The sequence below is a fragment of the Pelodictyon phaeoclathratiforme BU-1 genome, assembly GCF_000020645.1.
Classification (GTDB): Bacteria; Bacteroidota; Chlorobiia; order Chlorobiales; family Chlorobiaceae; genus Chlorobium; species Chlorobium phaeoclathratiforme.
In genome coordinates this window covers 2,274,775-2,293,838 of sequence record NC_011060.1, presented here as the reverse complement: position 1 = coordinate 2,293,838, position 19,064 = coordinate 2,274,775, and the positions used below count along the sequence as shown (strand labels likewise).

Sequence of the window (19,064 nt, the reverse complement as noted above, 5' to 3'; positions counted from 1 at the left end):
CAATAGGGTTGTAGTGTCTGGCGCATATATATTATATGCGAGTAGTGTCTTTATATATAGAGAATGTATATAAAAATATATTTCGTACCAAGTATTCAGATGGAAAAAACATCAACTGCGCACTATATGATGCATTTGTTTTGTATAGGAGCAATATATGCGCCGTATATACTGGAAAGGGATGGAAAGAAGTGCGGGGATAACAGGGATGTGTATGGGGAGTGAGTTACCAGGAGCTACTCCAGGCATAAAGAAGTCCCTTGTGGCTGAGTTTTTGTGCCACATCATCAATATCGCCGGGCGATACCACAAAGCAGCCATTGCTTCTGCCGATTCTCGGGCCGTTCAAGGTGACGAGGTTCAGTATGATATAGCCCAGTGAGACATAATCAGCCGAATGCAGCACAATATCGCGGCTGAATGCATTGCCGTTTCTTGCTGGTTCAAGCCCTTCAAGGCGCACGGCCATTCCGTGGTCTCCCGTGTACGCATCAAGCACATTATAAAGTCCGGTACTGCTCATACCCGAATCAAGGGTATTGGAAAAGCGGGTTGCATACAGGTCGCCGGAATTTTTTCCATGCGCTACCCGGTAAAACCACTCCTCACCACTCACAAGATCAATCACCGCCATGCGCTTTATGTAGGAGGGCTTCGAATAATCCACCACCGCAAGGTATCGGATTCCCATTTCCGGATGAGCTGCTCGATAGGTTTCGAGAGCCGCAATCGCCGCCCGGTAAGCCTGTGGAGATACTTTTTCCGGGAGGTAAAGCAATACAGTTCCACCAAGAACGAAAAGCAGGAGCGCCACCAGAGCGCCATAAAAGGCTTTTTTTTGTTGAGCGCTCATCTTTTATCCGTTTTTGTATGTTCTCTGCGATGTGTCTTGCGTCTATACCGAAAATACTACTTTTCAATTCCCTTGCTGCAACTCTTGCTGCATCTGCCTTTGACATTCCGCTTTTTATAGTGTAGTTTTATCCCGTTTTAGTCGGATAAAACCGGATAAGAACAGGTTGAGACGACAGAAAAATTCAGTTTAATACCCGTTTAAACAGATAATACGTTCTTGGGGAGGGCGTTTATGGAAGTTCAAAAAGGATGAGATTGATGAATGGGTACGCACCAACGGAGCAAGTGAAAAAAGCAGCACAACTGTATTGAATCAACGAAAAACAAAGTATGGATGGTAAGGTGACTTATGCTGAAAGCTGAATTATTCGAAATGGTTGCCAATGGTGAGAATTCAGGTGTTGAATTTAAACGTGATGATATCCGGCCTGAGCAGTTGGCAAAAGAGATTGTTGCCTTTGCAAATGTTCAGGGTGGCCGGATTTTCCTTGGCGTTGAGGATAATGGAGAGTTTACCGGCCTCCAGCGTGCTCATGCCCAGGAGTGGATTTTGAATGCATTCAGGGACAAGGTACACCCGCAAATCATTCCTTACTATGAAGAGATTGAGCTGGAAAAGGGTTTACGAATCGGGGTGATAACGATTGCTGCCGGAATATCAAAACCCTACGTGGTGCGCCACAACAACCGCGAAGAGGTCTATATCCGCATGGGCGACCGATCTGAACTTGCTTCACGTGAACAGCAACTTCGCCTGTTTGAAAGTTGCGGGTTGCTTCATGTTGAGGTTTTGCCAGTTGCGGGCACCTCATTGTCTACTATTGATAAAAGCAGGCTTACCTATTATCTGCAAGACATAATCAAGGACCCTGAGATTCCACAAACCGATAGTGAGTGGGTTGAACGCCTTATCGGTCTGGGATTGATGGCCGATGATGGCATGGGAAACAGCGTATGTTCGATAGCAGGATTGATCTGCTTTGGCATAAAGCCCCGCCGTTTTCTTCGACAGGCAGGATTGCGAATGATGGCTTTTCGGGGGAATGATAAAGAGTACCAGGCATTGCTCGATGTTGTGCTTGATGCACCGTTGGTCGGGCGATGGCAACGCTCTGCATCGGGGCAAAAAGAGTTGATTGATGAAGGTCTGATTGAAAAATTTTCTTCTCTTATAGAACCTTTTATCACTCAGGAGGCATCGGGGATTGATAAGAATATGCGGCGGGAAAAGAGCTGGTTTTATCCATGGGAAGCCATTCGAGAAACAGTCGTCAATGCTCTGGCTCACCGTGACTGGACAAGGTCGGTCGATATTGAGGTGACAAACTACTCTGATCGACTGGAGGTTATCAGCCCGGGGAAACTCCAGAATTCAATGACGGTCAGCAAAATGGTTGCCGGACAACGCTCTCCACGCAATACCCTGATCATGGAAATTCTGCGTGACTATGGGTATGTTGATGCAAGAGGTATGGGAGTGCGCACCAAGGTTATTCCCCTGATGCGTACGTTCAATCAGGCAGAACCGGTATTTGAGGCTACAGAGGATTATTTGAAAACGATACTTTATCGGAAAAGAGCGGGCGAGTAGGGGCATAAATTCTCTCTTGCTGAAAGCCATGGTGGAGTGATTGTTGTTTTGTGTAACTTCCCCGCACAGTCGTTTTTAAGAAATAGAACAGGTTAAGAAAGAGGTATGGCACAGAAAACCCTGAACGTCATGTTCATCGGTGATGTTGTTGGCACTCCGGGTCTCCAGATGGTAGGCCGGATGCTGAAGAGTTTTATCAGCAAGTATCATGTTGATTTTGTTGTCTGTAATGGTGAAAACGCCCATCATGGCAAGGGGATGAGCCTCGAAGCGCTCAACCAGCTTCTTGAGGCTGGCGTCAATGTGGTGACCGGAGGCAACCATACCTGGAGCAATTTCAACTTTTTTGATACCCTGAAAACGCATCCGCAGGTGTTGCGTCCGCTGAACTATCCCAAAGGCACCTATGGCAAGGGTTACGCCATCTACAAGCTGCCAAACGGGCTGGGAGATATTGCTGTGGTCAACCTTCAGGGCAGGACCTTCATGTACTCCATTGACTGCCCCTTCAGAACAGCAGACTGGGCGATCAAGCAGATCAAGGAGCAGGGCAAGGATAAGGTGCGTCATATTTTTGTTGATATTCACGCAGAGGCTACCGCTGAAAAGATAGCGCTTGGCTGGTATCTTGACGGAAAGGTGTCGGCTGTGATCGGTACTCACACTCATGTGCCAACGGCAGATGAACGCATTCTGCCAAAAGGGACAGGTTACTGCACCGACGCAGGCATGACCGGGCCGCATAACTCCGTCATCGGTATGCAGATCAAGTCCGCAACAGACCGGATGCTCTACCAGACACCCCACAAATATGAGTGCGCAGAAGATGATGTCCATTTTTCAGGAGTACTGCTCTCAATGGACGTGGCAAGCGGAAAAACGGTAGGTATCCAGCGGATTTTTTATCCGGAATTCGACCGTGGTGTAATACAGGGATAATGGATGATCGAAATAATGGGTAATCGTTAATACCCCGCATTCGTAAGGGCATGGCATGCCATGCCCCTACGGGGTATCAAAAAACCGTATATTACCTGATTCCCTGCTCAAATTCCTCTGCAAGAATAACGTCATCGACGCTGCCGATATAGAGCGGAGTGCGCTGATGGAGTTCAAGTGGCTGAATATCGAGGATGCGATCCCGTCCGTTTGTTGCGCGTCCACCAGCCTGTTCACAGATGAAGGCAAGGGGATTGGCTTCGTACATGAGCCGGAGCTTTCCCTTGAGGTGCTTTGTGGTTGGCGGATAGACGAAGACACCGCCGGTCAGAAGGTTGCGGTGGAAGTCGGCAACCAGTGAACCGATGTAACGGGTGCTGTAGGGACGATTGGTTGCAGGGTCTTCCTCCTTGATATAGTCGAGATATCTTTTTGTCCCTTCGTTGAACTGCGCGTAGGAGCCCTCGTTGATCGAGTAATATTTGCCGCTTTTCGGGGTGATGATGTTTTCGTGAGAGAGGAGAAACTCGCCGATGGTCGGGTCGTAGGTAAAGCCGTGCACCCCGTGGCCGGTGGTGTAGACCATGACGACCGATGAACCATAGATGACATAACCGGCAGCAACCTGTTCGTAACCATGCTGCAGGCAGTCACTGAGGCTTGCCTTGCCGGGATCATCACCTTTCAGTTTATAGATAGAGAAGATGGTGCCCACGCTGACATTGACATCGATGTTTGAGGAGCCGTCCAAGGGATCAAACAGGAGGGCATAGTTGCCGCTCTCATTTTTCGGCGGGATAATGACGCCCTCATTTTCTTCGGAACCCATAATGGCAAACCTTCCATGCTGGCCGATGGCGGAGATGATTTTTTCATTGGCGAACAGATCAAGTTTTTTGACCTCTTCACCCTGGACGTTGGTGCTTCCTGTGAAACCAAGAATATCGACCAGTCCTGCTCGCACAACTTCTCTCCTGACCAGCTTTGCGGCAAAGGCCACATCATTGAGAAGGTCGGTCAGCTCGCCCTGTGCATCCGGGAAAAATTTCTGCTGTTCGAGGATGTGGCGTTCAATGGTGATCAGATTACTCATGTTCTGTGTTCCTGATTGTTAGTGTTCATGTATTGACTGATGGACTAAGCGTTCACTTTGAAGTTTAATGTAAAAATATTCACACCCTCTTTCAAGCGCAGAGAGCAGGAGATCGTGGTCTGAACATTTTTTATCAGGAAATGGTGAACTCTTCTCTAAATTGGTGATTTCCATTAGCACTTTTTCATCTCCCATGAAACGATTCCGCTGGAATTTGCTCTCTCCTGATGAACAGGCTGTTCTTGTTCTTTCGGAGGCAATCAATGTGAGTCTGCCCGTTGCAAGAGCATTATTCAATCGCGGTATTCAGACCTTTGACGAAGCAAGGGATTATTTTCGCTCCTCAATTCTCTCTCTTCCATCCCCCTATCTTTTGCTCCATATGCGCAAGGCGGTTGACCGCGTTGTGCAGGCCATCAGGGATCATGAAAAAATAATGCTTTATGGTGATTATGATGTTGATGGCACAACCGGGACAGCGCTGCTTTTGCTCTTTCTGAAAGAGCAGGGGGCTCTGGTTTCCTATTATATCAATGACCGTTTTACGGAGGGCTATGGTTTATCGGCGGAAGGCATCGATACGGCTGTTGAGCAGGAAGTCACGCTTCTTGTCACGGTCGATTGCGGTATAAACGAGAATGAAGCGGTACTGCGCTGTGCAGCTCATGGTATTGATGTCATTATCTGCGATCATCACGAGCCGGACGTGCTTCCTCTGGCCTATGCTATTTTGAACCCGAAGGTTCCGGGCTGCACCTATCCCTTCAGGGAGTTATGCGGGTGCGGTGTGGCATTCAAGTTCATTCAGGCCATCGCCGAGCATGTGCACGCCGAACCGGAGAGCTGGCAGAAATATCTTGATTTTGTTGCCATTGCTACGGCCGCCGATATGGTCTCTCTTGAACAGGAAAACCGGACGCTGGTTCGAGAGGGATTGCAGAGAATGCGCACAAAGCCCAGAACCAATTTAATGGCGATGTTTTCACTCATGAAAATTGCTCCGGCAGAACTGGGCATGTTTCATATTGCATTTGGTATTGCTCCACGTATCAATGCTGCAGGCAGAATGCACTCTGCACATTTGGCGGTTGAATGGCTTCTTTCTGATACGTCGGTTGATGCACAGCGCCATGTCGATGAACTTGACCGTATAAACTCGCTGCGCCGCGAAATTGATGCTGATATCATGGGGAAGGCAGAAAAGATGCTCGACAGCCATTTTGCCTCCTATTGCTCCTCAATTGTGCTCTATGATGAATCATGGCATATCGGAGTCCTTGGTATTGTCGCTTCAAAAATGATTGAAAAACATTATCTGCCGACGGTCATTCTTGGTGGCATGAACGGTCTTATCAAGGGCTCGGTACGAAGCGTTGAGGGGCTCAATATCTATGAGGCACTGCAGGAGTGTGGTGACTACCTCGAACAGTTTGGGGGGCATCATCAGGCAGCAGGTATTACCCTTCGCCCGGAGAACTTTGCAGGATTCCGCAAAAAGTTCAACGAGGTCTGTTCCACTCTTCTTTCCATAGGTCAACGCCAGAAGGAGCTGGTGGTTGATTCAAAAATTGCCCTTGAGGATATCACTTCGCGGTTTATCAATGTGCTCGAACAGTTCGCACCTTACGGTCATGGTAATCGTGAGCCGCTCTTTCTCTCAGAAGGAATTGTTCCGTATGGTCAGCCAAGACTTCTCAAGGAGAGGCATGTCAAGTTTACCGTCAGGGATAAAAATGGACGCACCTTCGACGTGATCGGTTTTGACCGTCTTGACATCTACACCGAACTCAAGGAACACTCCCGTCCGGTATTTACAATGGTCTATTCGGTAGAAAAAAGGATGTGGAATAACCGTGAACAATGGCAGATCAAACTCAAGGATCTTGAGCTTACCAAACGGCATGTTGGCAGTTAACCCAACCAAAAAAGCCGTTTCACGCTATTGTTGGTGAGACGGCTTTTTGGCAACAAACAGGTGCTAATGTTACAGTCCAACCCTCAGACCAAGCAGAAAACTGCTGCCTGATGATTTGAAATCGTAATGAAAATCAGGATTTTCCATGCTGATGCGGCTATGTCCGGAATAACGGTACTGTGCATCAACGGTGACTTCCCTCGTTATTGGAATACCAATGCCTGCACCGAGCTGATAACCAAGTACGGTATGGTGCTCGGTAAGTCCGGGATAGGGAGCGCCTTTGACTTTTACGTTATCGAAATTTACCCTGCTGCAGCCAAGGCCCCCAGTGAGATATGGGTTAATGCCTTCTGGATTGAAATCATAGTAGCCATTTGCCATAAGGGAGGTTACTGATTTAAAGCCTTGCATATCGGCAGTACCTCCATGTTCTGTGCCTCTGTTCACGTCGCCCTTCTGATAGCTGAGTTCAGCCTCGATCCTGTAATCCTCAAAATCGAGTCCGGCAGCACACCGCAGGTCGATACCGGATTTGAAGGTCATTTCAGCCAGGGTAGCGTTGGTCGAAGGGCTTTTGAATGCGGTATCATTGAACGATGAGACTCCGATATTGCCGCTGACATAAGGTGATGATGCGGCATAGGAGGGCGCTGCAAGAGTGCCTGCAGCAAGAATTGCTCCCAACAAGGCAAGATGTTTCTTCATAAGGAGGTTTGATTTTTTTTAACCAGAGAAGGATAAATATTTGTACGGACTGAAGGGAAATGTACGAAAAAAGATTTAATGTGGTAGAAGGGCGGTTTCGTCATAATGAAGCCGAAGAGCTGTTTTTTTAGGCTCAGCTCTTCTGTGTTTCCGGAACGCTTGTTTCGTGGCTGATTTTTGTCAGAATTCCGGCAAGTGAGGAAAGGGCAGAAACAGCGAAGAAGATGAGCGACAGCGCGACACCCGCGTGAGTTTCAACCTGTATAAATCCAAGCAGATAAAAGAAGGTTATCTCCCGGGCTCCAGCTCCTCCGATCGTTATTGGAATAATGGTCGCAATCGTTGATATCAGGAATATCGCCAGATAGTCGATCATGTGTGCATTCTGTGAAAGAGCTTTCAGGATAAAAAAGACCGAGATAACCTGGGCTATCTGAATCAGCAGCGATTCGATTGAGGTGATGGTAAAAACCTCGACAAACTGCTTATAGAAGAGCTTGTTCAGCAGGAGAGTCAGTGGGTAGATGGTAATGAGCACTACCCATGCATAGGGCACAAACTGGGGCAGGTGCGTGGCAAACGTGCTTGATTGCAGCAGGATGAGTGAGAGAAAGATCAGCGCGATGATTCCCGATACCCTATCCCAGAAAACAGCATGAAAAACATTGATCATTTTCAGGCCGTGGTTTTTCTGAAGCACATAGATTTTGTAGCCATCACCGCCAACACCTCCCGGAAGAAAAAGGTTATAGAACATTCCGAGATAGTAGAGTTTAAGACTGTACATCGCGGAAAGCTCAATGCCGATAGCCTTGAAAAAGCGGTTCAGGCGCACCGCATTGATAACTTTTGAGATATTGAAAAAAAGGAGAGAGAGCAGAAGATACCAGGGGTTGGCATTTCGGATGATGCTCCCAAGTTTGGCAACATCGGTCTTTCTCAGTACCAGATAAAGAGCCGCGCTGGTGACAAGGATCTGCAGAAGCGTTTTCAGCAGTTTTTTCGGGTTGATTTTACTGTTTGCCAACGATCTTTTTGATGATATAGGGTTTCTTGTTCTGTGATTCGTAATAGGTGCGCATGATGAATTCAGCAATGAAGCCGGTCGTAATGAGCTGAATGCCGATAAAGGTCATGATGATGCCAAGCGAGAGCAGCGGACGACCACCAATCTCCTCACCAATAATTTTCAGGGCCAGCAGGTAAAGATTCAGCGCTATTCCAATAAAAAGGGAGAGAAAGCCAAGGGTGCCGAAAAGATGCATCGGTTTCTGGCTGTATTTCTGGAAGAAAAGCATGAAGAGCAGGTCGCTCAGCACTTTGAAGGTGCGCCCGATGCCGTATTTCGATTTTCCAAATATCCTGGGATGATGGCGGACATCAACCTCTTCCATATTTGCACCATAGAGTTGTACCAGAACCGGTATAAAGCGGTGCAGCTCACCATAAAGACCGAGATTTTTAGCAACATCCTTTTTAAACACCTTCAGTGTACAGCCATAGTCGTGGATGTGCACATTGGTCAGGTTTCTGATGAGCGCATTGGCGATCTTGCTCGGTATTTTCCTCAGAATCATACCATCCTGCCGTCCGGCGCGTCGGCCAGCAACCACATCAAGATCGTGGTCATAGAGGTACTGCATCATCATGGGAATATCCGAAGGATCGTTCTGCAGATCACCGTCGATGGTGGCTATCAGTTCCCCGCGTGCATGATCGATACCGGCGGCCATTGCGGTTGTCTGACCGTAATTTTTATTCAGGACAACAAGTTGTGCATTGGCGGGAGCGTTTGCCTGGATCTCGGCGACGGTGTTGTCGGTAGAACCATCATCAACCAGAACAATCTCATGCTCGACATTTGCCAGGGAAAGGGCAAGAGCGGCAAAGAGCGGCTTGATGTTCTCAGCCTCATTCATAACCGGTATGACCACCGATAACTTCATGATCTCAGAATTCATGGTCTCAATTTTACCAGCACAATACCGTTTTTACGATAGAGTACGGCAGGATTATCAAACGTCCGAAGCTCTTTGACGGTTGTCAGAGCAATTTCTCCCGGCTCAGGCATACGTTTTTCAACAAAAGATTCCGAATATACTAAAAAAGAGGGGTTATAGGTTTTCCACATGACAATTTTATACCCCCTCTTTTTTGCCATCAGAGCAGCCTCCTTCACGGGTTCCTGCATGAGTTTACCAGCAAAGGGCATAAGATAGAGGTTGATAAGAAGAGCAAAGATCACACCGGTTGCAACCAGTTTCCCCTCAAGAGAAAAACGGGGCAGGAAGGGTATGGCAGAGACTCCGGCCATGGCCGCCCCAATGATCAGCAGATAGTTCTGGTCTGTAAGCAGCACGCCCCCCTCGACTATTGCCCTGATATAACTGTCGTCGATTTTTTGCAATGCCACCTGCAGGAGCAGCGGGAGGGAGGCAAAAGCGGCGAGCAAAAGCAGCGGCCAGAGTGCAAGGCTTTTTGGATGACGGTTCATCGGCACAACCCTTGCCATAAGGATAAAGAGCGGTGTATAACCGTAGATCATGTAGTGCGGCAATTTGGTGCCCGAGAGGGAGAAAAAGAGAAAGACAAAGGCGAACCAGATAAGAAGAAAACGGTTCATCCGGTCGGAAAGCAGTGGCTTGATGTTGAAAAGCAGGGTAAAGAAAAGACCGGTAAAGGGCATGAGTCCGAGCATGATGACCGGAACATAGTAGAACAGTGAGCCCGAGTGCCCTTCGAAAGAGGAGTTGAAACGGCTGATATTGTGCTTGAAGAAAAATCCTTCAACAAAAGCCATTCCCTGATCAAGGTATTCGAGCAGATACCAGGGCAAGGCAATGGCGAGAAAGAGTATGATCCCTGTCGGGTTGACGATCATGCGCAACCATTGTTTCAAGGATCTCTCCTGCAGTGAAAAAAGAAATGTCACGGCAAGGGGAATAATGAGGGCAATCGGCCCTTTCGTAAGCATACCGAAACCAGCGGCAGCAAAGGAGAGGTGCAGGGCGAGCTTCGAGCCTGTTTTGTAATGATGGAGCAGCCCGAACATGGTTATGGCAAGAAAGCAGTTAAGGAGGCCGTCTGCTATGGCCGCTTTGGCAATAACCATCACCTGCATCGAGAGCACCATCATCGCCGCAGCAAGAAAGGCCTGGCGGTTGCCGATTTCTTTTCGCACAAACAGAAAAATTGATAGTGCCCATGCGCTGCCAGCCAGGGCAGAGGGGAGCCGGAACGCAAACTCACTCAATCCGAACACCCTGACGGAGGCCAGTTGCAGCCAGTAAATCAAAATCGGCTTGTCAAAACGGGGAGCGCCGTTTAGCCAGGTGGTCAGATAATTTTTACTGATCATCATCTCCCGCGTAGCCTCGCTGAAAGCCCCCTCATCAACGTCAAAAAGTGGAGCAGATCCAAGGCCCAGAAAAAAACTGACAAGGATCAGGATGATGAGCGCAGCCAGAAACCAGCCGGTTTCAGATTTTGTTGTGTAAGGAGTCATCAAACTTTGTTTTGAAATAAAGATGGTAGAGCAGCACTGTTGAAACAATACCAAAAAAAGAGCCGGCTATAACATCACTGACATAGTGCTGGGCAAGAAAAATACGACTGAAAGCGATCAGGAGAGCGCCAAAGAGGGCGGCAAAGCGCCAGCGCGGGTAAAGGGTTGCAAGAACCGTAGCCACACTCAGCGCCGTTGCAGAATGGCCGGAGGGAAAGGAGGTCCATGCGTGTTCCCAATGGAAAGCGGCAAATCCGTAGAGCTGTTCACTGAAATAGAGTTTCGGTCTTGCCCGACCGGCAAGGTATTTGACAAGGTCAGCACTCAAACCCGAAAGAGCGACGGAAGAGAAGAGGAAAAGGCCCGCATAAGCCCTGAACGGGTTGCGGTTGCGAAAAACAACAAAGAGCAAGAGCCCCCCGACAAGGTAGCCTGTTGAATCGCCAAAGAGCGTTATTTTTTTGAAGAGGGTGTAAAGCGCGGTGTTGTCGAGCGCATGGAACCACAACGCAGTCTCAATATCCGCAGAGGTAAAACTGACGAAACAGAGCAGGGCAACCGTCGCAGAGCTGATACTCCATTGCAGGGAACGATTCATCATCAAACTATTTTTTGTAGATCAGGCTGTAAGTCAAGCCAAGGGAGGGCAACAGCCGCAAGCTGGTAAAAACGACTGTTGTTGATTTCAAGATAATTCCCCTTTTCAGCCATCTCCCGCACCGATTCAGCATAAAAGCTCTCATTTTCTGTCCAGATGTCATTGACACTGAAATTGATGAGATAGAGAAGTGCAGTAAGGCTGAGAACAATCCAGAAAACCGGTACTTTTTTCAATAAAACTTTCATAGTTTCAGCCATCACGCAAGGAGTTATCTTTGACCAACGATTGGCCGAAAAAATACATTAAATTTTTTCCTCTTTGCAACTTCTTGTTTTTGCAAATGCAAACTTCTTTCATTCAAAATAAAGATGATGAAAAAATCAGATACGGTGGCGATTCTTCTTCTCTCCTGTGCTGACCGACCCGGTCTGGTTTCCCGCATTTCACACTTTATCTATGAGCGGGGGGGCAATATTCTGGATCTCGACGAGCATGTGGATCCTGTTGAAAAAACTTTTTTTATCAGGGTATCATGGAGTACTGAAAACTTTTCGATTCCCCCCTCTGAGCTTGTTGAGGCCTTTATGCCTCTGGCGAAAGAGTTCAACGCCATATGGAAAATTCGTTTTACCGGTAGAAAAACCCGTATTGCAATATTTGTCTCCCGTTACGATCACTGTCTCCAGGAGATTCTCTGGCGGAACAGTATCGGAGAGTTCGCCATCGATATTGCGCTGATTATCTCAAACCATCCCGATCTTGCTCCGCTTGCCGAACACCATGGAATCCCGTATCATTGTTTCCCTGTCAGCAGTGCCAGCAAGCAGGAGATTGAATTACAGGAAAGAGAGCTTCTTGAAAAGCACTCGATCGACACCATTGTGCTTGCCCGCTATATGCAGATACTGTCATCACAATTCGTTGACCGCTATCCGGGTCAGATTATCAACATTCATCACTCCTTTCTGCCAGCCTTTGTCGGCAGCAGTCCCTACCGGCAGGCCTATGAACGGGGCGTTAAAATCATCGGAGCCACAAGCCACTACGTGACTGAAGAACTCGATCAGGGACCGATTATCGAGCAGGACATTGTGCGGGTGAGCCACAAGGATACACTGGACGATCTTGTCCGCAAAGGGCGCGACCTTGAACGGCTGGTGCTTGCACAAGCCCTTCGTCTGCACTCCGAGCACCGAATTCTTGTGAACGGCAAAAAAACGGTTGTGTTTGATTGAAAGAGCCAGGGAGAGGTCAACGTCATAGAAAAATTGAATGCCATTATGAGCAACACAACATCGGGAGAGTGTGCGCATACCCATGATTCGACGCATCATCACCATCATCATCATGCGTCAGGAAACATCAAGGTGGCCTTTTTTCTCAATGTGGGCTTTACCCTGGTTGAAATTGTCGGTGGACTGTTAACCGGCAGCACTGCAATCCTCGCCGATGCCGTTCACGATCTCGGCGACTCCCTTGCTCTTGCCCAGGCATGGTATTTTGAGGAAAAATCAGGAGAAAAGAGCAGCGCGCGCTACTCCTACGGCTACAAACGCTTCTCCCTGCTTGGAGCGCTCATCAGTACAGTGGTGCTGCTTACCAGTTCACTCTTTGTGCTTGCCCACGCCATACCCCGCATTCTTGAACCACAAAAACCCGATGCCGGAGGGATGATTCTTCTGGCTATTATTGGTGTTATCGTCAACGGCATTGCCATGGCAAGACTTTCGAAAGAGAGTGGTCTGAATGCAAAAGTGGTTGCCCTGCACCTGCTCGAAGATATGCTCGGATGGGTTGCCGTGCTTGTTGTTGCCGTTGTGCTCTACTTCTGGAATATTCCGGTGCTCGACCCGCTTCTTGCCGTCATCATCACGCTCTACATTCTCTCCGGTGTGGTTAAAAACCTCAAAGCCATGCTGCCGGTCTTTCTGCAGGCCGTGCCCGATGAGCTTGATATCGCTCTCATTACCAGAGAGATCGAAGCGATGGAGCATATTCATGCTGTCCATCATGCCCACATCTGGTCACTCGACGGTGTTCATACCGTCTTTACCGCCCACCTCGAAGTCGATGCCCTTCTCGACGCCGAAGCTTACATGCAACTCAAGGAGCTTATCAGAGCGCTGGTTGAGCGATACGGACTGTATCACTCAACCGTTGAAATCGAATATCCCGGAGAGGCGTGCCGGAATCTCCTTTAGCCTTAAGGCTTGATATAGGCGTTCAGACCGATAATGATTGGCTTGCCATTCACCTCTGCGGTGGTGACTGCATTGCCGCGCGTGCTTGCAACAACAAGGGTCTTACCAGAAGCCGAAGGGGTAGGGGTTTCAAGATCGATTTCAATACAAAGCTTGTTGTTCTTGATCTCTACAGTCATTGCCATGGTTGCTTCTCCCGTTTTGGTTGTGTCATAAAAAGGGGAGTATACGGAATTATCCCATTTTTATGAGGGGCTCATTTTTTCGGGAGAAAAGTTGTTGCTCCATGCCCCAGCACCCTTATCGGGTTGCAGCAGCGTGGCCTCTCAACCGGATAAATCAAAAAAATAATGTAAGTTTCAGCCAGTGCAGTATCGAATGCGACACAACTACTGCGAGAGATGAACATCTTACGACTTTGAAAGCTTATACGCATGGAAACAAAAACGGATCTCTACCTTGGAGACTGCACACAACTGCTCAAAACGTTGCCGGATGATTCGGTAGACCTGATATTTACCTCCCCGCCCTATGCTGACCAGAGAAAACAAACCTATGGCGGCTTTCATCCGGACGATTATGTTGAGTGGTTTTTACCGATATCCCTGCAGCTTCTGAGGGTGCTGAAACCAACAGGTACCTTTGTCCTGAACATCAAGGAGAAGGTTGTCAATGGCGAACGGAGTACCTACGTGATGGAACTCATTCTTGAAATGAGGAAGCAGGGCTGGTTCTGGACAGAAGAATTTATCTGGCATAAAAAAAACTGTTATCCCGGTAAATGGCCAAACCGATTCAGGGATTCCTGGGAACGGTTGATCCAGTTCAATAAAAGCAAGCACTTTTATATGGACCAGAAAGCCGTTATGGTGCCAATGGGCGATTGGTCGAAAACCCGCCTGAAAAACCTGAGTGAGACCGACAAAACGCGTGATGAATCGAAGGTCGGCAGCGGGTTCGGAAAAAATATCTCAAACTGGCTGGATCGGGAGATGGCCTATCCGACCAACGTGCTGCACCTCGCCACAGAATGCAACAACAAAAAACACAGCGCAGCCTTTCCTGAAGGGCTTCCGGAATGGTTTATCAAGCTCTTTACCAAAGAGGGAGATACTGTGCTCGATCCATTCATGGGGTCAGGAACAACCAATGCGGTAGCGCAAAGAATGAGAAGAAACTCTATCGGCATTGAAATTGTGCCAGAGTACTACGACATGGTAAAAACGGAGCTGAAACCGGTTGAACTCTATCTGCTGGAACAAAAGGAGGAGCATGAAACCACTTATCCTGAACGACGTATTGACCTACGTTGAAGAGAACATCGGCACCTTTCATCAGAAAAGAATAGGTTGTTGCCGTTAATGGCTGCTGTTACGGCAGAGTTAGTACCCCCGATCAGGGCGACTATTTCAAATATTGCGGCCAGACTTTTTGGGAGTTTATCTCTTCAGATCCCAATCTCTACACCGAGCTTATCGACCCGCTGGGTCACAAGGCCCAGGAAAAAAGCGAAGAGTTTCAGGACTCCTATGACAGGATGCTCAATAAATTTACCCGCCAATTCAGTATCGAGTATTGCGACGACAGTGGTGCTATCAACTGGCACAAGCTTGTAGCCTTCAACTCCTCGGCAATCCAGCCTCCGAAAATTGCTTGACAAAAGCGGAAACCAGTAAAAACAATGAGCAGTCCACTTGCGCAGATTGTAAGCGAAGCTTGAAGAGGTGAAACAGCATCAAGCCCGGCAGGCCGATATCAGTAACCTTTTGCGCTCGCTGGGATTGGGTTGTTTCTCATAAAACGGGTAATGATTTTTGTATGAATGGAGTTACCTTGTACAAGATAGTGTCACCTTATTACTTCTTGTGAATGCCATGCATACCATTCAAGTCAGGAACGTTGCTCCATTAACAGATTTCGGAAACAATATCGAACGGTATATGGAGGAGCTGAGCGTCAGCAAACAACCGCTGCTGTTAACGCGGACAGGGAGAGGTTCGGCTGTGCTGCTTGATGCGGAATCATATCAACAGATGCTTGATCAAATAGCATTTATGCAGTCGGTTACCGAAGGGCTTGAAGATTATCGCAACAACCGCACTGTACCAGCAAAGGAGGTTTTTGCCTCGCTTGAAAAGATCATTGCCGAAGCTGAAAAGCGATGATCGTCGAATTTTCAGAACGTGCGGCCTCTCAGATTGAAGAGGTTGTGCGGTTTATTGCTGTTGATAAACCCGGTGCAGCCAGAAATTGGGCGGAATCTGTCAGGCAATCCGTTATGAAACTTGCTGATTTCCCTTATATCGGAAGAGTTGTTCCGGAATTTTCTGAAGATTCTCTTCGTGAGTTGTTGCATGGAGAGTACCGGATTGTTTACAGAGTAGACGAAAAAGTATCACGGGTTGTTGTTATCTCTCTTTATCATACAAGACGATTAATGGGGCTCGAGGAAGAATGAGTGATAAATTGTATCGCAAAATAAAAGTTCTTGTTGCTTCGCCTTCAGATGTAGCAGAAGAGCGGGATATTGCCAAAGAGGTAATATTGGGCTGGAATCACCGACATCCAGAGTCTGAACTCATACTTGATCCTGTATTGTGGGAGGAACGCGCTGCTCCTCAAAGCGGGGAACGGACGCAGGGAATTCTCAACAGACAGTTCGTAGATCAATGCCATTTTGCCATTGCTATTTTTTGGACAAGGATTGGCACCGATACAGGTGTTGCGCCGGGAGGAGCAGTTGAAGAGGTACAGCGCCTGATGAACGATGAAAAACAGGTCATGCTCTATTTTTCCAGAGCAAAGTATCCTCTTGACACTTCTGATGCAGGCAAGGTGGCAGAATTTTCCCGGCAGGTTGGAGAGCTTGAGACTTTCCGGAAAACATTGCAAAATTATCTTCTTTTGTGGGAATATGATGATCTCTCCATGTTCAAGAGCGATCTTGTCACACATCTTGACCTTCAGATTCAGAACTGGTTCGCTCAAAAAAATTCGGATGTCGTTTTTTCAGGCAATCGTATTTGCTCGCATACCCGCAACGCTGCGGCTGATTTGTTCCGCTACCAATCCACATTGAAACAACAACTCGGAAATATCACCCTGACAGGCTCTCCCGCCCTTGAAAGTTTTTCAGTAAAACTATCCGACACCTTCGTTTCGTTAACTCTCTCAGGTTCATCGCGGTGCGAAGAGCGATTTCGTGCAGGGGAGGCTTTGTGCGAACCGCAGAAGGATGAACGCAACAGTACCCCTGAAGAGGTGATGAGCTTTGTTTTTCAGCATAATCTTTTACTGCTCGTTATCGGTGATCCCGGTTCGGGAAAGACAACTTTGCTCAAATATTATGCACTCTCCTGCTTCGATAACAAACGCTATCAGGAGTTTGGCTTTCGTGAACCAGTCAATGTTTTTTTTCTTCCGTTGCGTGAACTCAAGAAAAGTGATACCGGCTACATGTCATTATCGGAAAACCTGGCGGCATGGTCGGAAAAACATTTTCTCAAGATTGAAGAAACACTCTTTTCCGGCTGGCTTGACAAGCCGTCAACATTGGTGCTTCTCGATGGTCTCGACGAAATCAGCGATGTTCACGACCGGATAGCGGTCTGTGGCTGGATAGACCGCACGGTTGGTGGATTTACCAATGCCCGTTTTGTTGTGACGTCACGAAGCACGGGTTATCGGAAAGGGGATGGCATTGAGCTTGAAGCTGGCCATTTGAGGGCTGATATCATGGATTTTACAAAAGAGCAGCAGGCGCAATTTTTACAGCAGTGGTTCAAGGCTGCATACTTGGGAGAGATTCCTCCAGCAGGATATCAGGCGGCGTGGCGAAGCCAGCAGGAACATGTGGCTACGAAAAAAGCAGATGCTCTTATTGCGTTTCTGGCACAGGAAAAAAATAGAAGTATGCAAACACTCGCAGGGATTCCCTTGCTGTTGCAGATTATGGCCATGCTCTGGAAAGAGCGAGAATATATGCCGGGTAGCCGGTTGAAGCTCTATGATGCGGCATTGAATTTTATGCTCGATTATCGTGACCGGCGTAGAGGAATATCCCCATTGCTTGGGGCAGAAGATGCCCGGCGCGTTCTGAGTCCGGTCTCACTCTGGATGCAGGAGGAGCTTAAAAAGGACGAGGTTGGTAGAATTGACATGCAGTTAAAAATGCAGGAACTGCTTGATACCCTCTGCAACTCGCTTCCCGCAGGGGAGTTCTGCCGTAACCTTGTTGATCGGGCCGGGGTGCTCGTGGAATATGGTGACCGAGAGTATGTTTTCCGGCACAAATCATTCAGAGAGTACCTGGCGGGTGTGCAGCTTGTGAAAAACATGCACCGGCCAGGTTATCTTGACACGCTTGTTACCCGCTTTGGTGACGACTGGTGGCAGGAGGTATTTCGCTTTTTTATCGGCCATGTTGATGATGCGGAACTGTTCGACAGCTTTATGCAGATGCTTTTTGATTCGCCGGTTACAGAAAACTTGACTCAAAAGCAGCAGGACTTGCTTGTTGCCCTTGTTGAGGAGGCTCCCCAGAGGAAGGTTGACGCCTTGCAAAAGAAGTTGCTTGACCCGGCAACAACGCCAAATAGGCAGCGATATCTCTTGGAGTGCTTGAAAACCATCGGTAAGCCGGAAGCTGTCAAAGCTGTACAGAAGTTCATTGACGCTAACTGCACCAAAGACGCCGATATTCTGCGTCTTGCTTATGAAATTCCAGGGGTTAAAATTGCCTCTGATATCACCGCTGACATCGTCTGTAAGGTGAATGTTAGTGTGAAGGCAATTTCTGTCAGATACAATCCCTATGAACTCGATGCGCAATACATCCTTATCGAGGGAGGTACCTTTACCTTCTCCGTGACTGAGAAGCAGGAAACAGTGCCAGACCTTTACGTTGCCAAATATACGGTTACCAACAAGTTGTACCGGCAATTTATTGCTTATCTGGATTCCCGAGAGCCTGTATTTGCCAAGGATGTATCGGTTGAATTGTATACAAAAACTCTACGATCTGAGGCTGGGGAGATTGAGGGGTTTGGCGATTATCTCAAGGGTGAAGAATCGCTGGTAAAGCTTCTTGCTTCTTTTTATGATGACGACAAGCGATTCAACAAGGAAGATCAACCGGTGATGGGTGTAACCTGGTATGCCGCCAAGGCCTATTGCCTCTGGCTTTCGTTGCTTGAGAGCAATGGTCAGGATGGCACCCTTTATCATTTGCCCACAGAAAAGGAGTGGGAATATGCCGCAGGTGGCAAAGAGAACAGAACATACCCTTGGGGCGAGGAGGAGCCCTCAACCACTAGAGCCAATTATGATAGTAATGAAGGCGCCACAACTCCTGTAGGGCGCTATCCCGATGGCGCTACACCGGAGGGGCTATATGATATGGCAGGCAATGTGTGGGAGTGGATGGAAGATTTATACGAAAACAATACGTCGGATGAGTATTTTAAATCTGCCCGTGCGTTGCGCGGCGGTTCCTGGAGCAAGTATCCCGACGGTCTGCGTTGCTCTGCCCGGTACGACCTTCATCCGGCGCACAGGAGCGGCAATGTTGGCTTTCGGGTTGTCCGTTCCAGTCCCTCTTCCTGATCTTCTGTCTTTCTGTTTTCTGGAACTCTGAAAGGGAAAAAATTTGTGCAGA

General features: G+C 48.0%; 18 protein-coding genes. 9 read left to right on the top strand and 9 right to left on the bottom strand.

The window, feature by feature from the left end; genetic code table 11:
• Positions 1-226: 226 nt before the first annotated feature.
• Positions 227-853 carry a murein L,D-transpeptidase catalytic domain family protein gene (locus tag PPHA_RS10940; protein ID WP_012508884.1) on the bottom strand — a complete coding sequence of 209 codons (627 nt, stop codon included), beginning with the start codon at positions 851-853 and terminating at the stop codon, positions 227-229.
• 351 nt (positions 854-1,204) lie between these two features.
• On the opposite strand from PPHA_RS10940, the gene PPHA_RS10935 reads away from it, so the two are divergent.
• Both PPHA_RS10935 and PPHA_RS10930 read left to right on the top strand, forming a co-directional pair.
• Positions 1,205-2,446, top strand: coding sequence for an RNA-binding domain-containing protein (locus PPHA_RS10935; RefSeq protein ID WP_012508883.1), 1,242 nt, complete (start codon positions 1,205-1,207; stop codon positions 2,444-2,446).
• 105 nt (positions 2,447-2,551) lie between these two features.
• Complete coding sequence (locus PPHA_RS10930; RefSeq protein ID WP_012508882.1) at positions 2,552-3,385, top strand: TIGR00282 family metallophosphoesterase; 834 nt, start codon at positions 2,552-2,554, stop codon at positions 3,383-3,385.
• A gap of 91 nt (positions 3,386-3,476) precedes the next feature.
• Here PPHA_RS10930 and fbp read toward each other — a convergent pair whose 3' ends face one another.
• Positions 3,477-4,478, bottom strand: a complete 1,002-nt coding sequence (gene fbp / locus PPHA_RS10925; RefSeq protein WP_012508881.1) for a class 1 fructose-bisphosphatase — start codon at positions 4,476-4,478, stop codon at positions 3,477-3,479.
• 193 nt (positions 4,479-4,671) lie between these two features.
• Between fbp and recJ the strand changes: the two genes are divergently transcribed.
• On the top strand, positions 4,672-6,393 hold the full coding sequence (gene recJ, locus PPHA_RS10920) for a single-stranded-DNA-specific exonuclease RecJ (protein ID WP_012508880.1): 1,722 nt from the start codon (positions 4,672-4,674) through the stop codon (positions 6,391-6,393).
• A 69-nt stretch (positions 6,394-6,462) separates the two neighbouring features.
• Here the strand turns inward: recJ and PPHA_RS10915 are convergent, their stop codons facing one another.
• From PPHA_RS10915 to PPHA_RS10890, 6 genes are all read right to left on the bottom strand, one after another.
• Positions 6,463-7,101, bottom strand: a complete 639-nt coding sequence (locus tag PPHA_RS10915; RefSeq protein ID WP_012508879.1) for an outer membrane protein — start codon at positions 7,099-7,101, stop codon at positions 6,463-6,465.
• 133 nt (positions 7,102-7,234) lie between these two features.
• Positions 7,235-8,128: a lysylphosphatidylglycerol synthase transmembrane domain-containing protein gene (locus PPHA_RS10910; RefSeq protein ID WP_012508878.1), complete on the bottom strand. Its 894-nt coding sequence runs from the start codon at positions 8,126-8,128 to the stop codon at positions 7,235-7,237.
• Positions 8,115-9,047 carry a glycosyltransferase family 2 protein gene (locus PPHA_RS10905; RefSeq protein WP_041526854.1) on the bottom strand — a complete coding sequence of 311 codons (933 nt, stop codon included), beginning with the start codon at positions 9,045-9,047 and terminating at the stop codon, positions 8,115-8,117. Before PPHA_RS10905 ends, PPHA_RS10910 begins: the two co-directional genes overlap by 14 nt.
• Positions 9,048-9,058: 11 nt before the next feature.
• Positions 9,059-10,606: an ArnT family glycosyltransferase gene (locus PPHA_RS10900; RefSeq protein WP_012508876.1), complete on the bottom strand. Its 1,548-nt coding sequence runs from the start codon at positions 10,604-10,606 to the stop codon at positions 9,059-9,061.
• Positions 10,581-11,207: a phosphatase PAP2 family protein gene (locus tag PPHA_RS10895; RefSeq protein ID WP_012508875.1), complete on the bottom strand. Its 627-nt coding sequence runs from the start codon at positions 11,205-11,207 to the stop codon at positions 10,581-10,583. The genes PPHA_RS10900 and PPHA_RS10895 overlap by 26 nt, the downstream gene beginning before the upstream one ends.
• Positions 11,207-11,452: a hypothetical protein gene (locus tag PPHA_RS10890; RefSeq protein ID WP_150085684.1), complete on the bottom strand. Its 246-nt coding sequence runs from the start codon at positions 11,450-11,452 to the stop codon at positions 11,207-11,209. Before PPHA_RS10890 ends, PPHA_RS10895 begins: the two co-directional genes overlap by 1 nt.
• Before the next feature lie 123 nt (positions 11,453-11,575).
• On the opposite strand from PPHA_RS10890, the gene purU reads away from it, so the two are divergent.
• The gene (gene purU / locus PPHA_RS10885; RefSeq protein WP_012508873.1) at positions 11,576-12,442 is read left to right on the top strand and encodes a formyltetrahydrofolate deformylase; all 867 of its coding nucleotides are present in this window, start codon (positions 11,576-11,578) and stop codon (positions 12,440-12,442) included.
• Between the two features lie 45 nt (positions 12,443-12,487).
• Positions 12,488-13,408, top strand: coding sequence for a cation diffusion facilitator family transporter (locus PPHA_RS10880; protein WP_012508872.1), 921 nt, complete (start codon positions 12,488-12,490; stop codon positions 13,406-13,408).
• Positions 13,409-13,410: 2 nt separating this feature from the next.
• On the opposite strand, the gene PPHA_RS10875 is transcribed toward PPHA_RS10880, so the two are convergent.
• Entirely contained in the window at positions 13,411-13,593 is a 183-nt protein-coding gene (locus PPHA_RS10875; RefSeq protein WP_011744783.1) for a hypothetical protein, read from the bottom strand.
• A 249-nt stretch (positions 13,594-13,842) separates the two neighbouring features.
• On the opposite strand from PPHA_RS10875, the gene PPHA_RS10870 reads away from it, so the two are divergent.
• From PPHA_RS10870 to PPHA_RS10850, 4 genes are all read left to right on the top strand, one after another.
• The gene (locus tag PPHA_RS10870) at positions 13,843-14,721 is read left to right on the top strand and encodes a DNA-methyltransferase (RefSeq protein ID WP_012508871.1); all 879 of its coding nucleotides are present in this window, start codon (positions 13,843-13,845) and stop codon (positions 14,719-14,721) included.
• Between the two features lie 561 nt (positions 14,722-15,282).
• Entirely contained in the window at positions 15,283-15,573 is a 291-nt protein-coding gene (locus PPHA_RS10860) for a type II toxin-antitoxin system Phd/YefM family antitoxin (RefSeq protein ID WP_012508870.1), read from the top strand.
• On the top strand, positions 15,570-15,866 hold the full coding sequence (locus PPHA_RS10855; RefSeq protein WP_012508869.1) for a type II toxin-antitoxin system RelE/ParE family toxin: 297 nt from the start codon (positions 15,570-15,572) through the stop codon (positions 15,864-15,866). The genes PPHA_RS10860 and PPHA_RS10855 overlap by 4 nt, the downstream gene beginning before the upstream one ends.
• Complete coding sequence (locus PPHA_RS10850) at positions 15,863-19,012, top strand: NACHT domain-containing protein (RefSeq protein WP_012508868.1); 3,150 nt, start codon at positions 15,863-15,865, stop codon at positions 19,010-19,012. Before PPHA_RS10855 ends, PPHA_RS10850 begins: the two co-directional genes overlap by 4 nt.
• Positions 19,013-19,064: the final 52 nt, after the last annotated feature.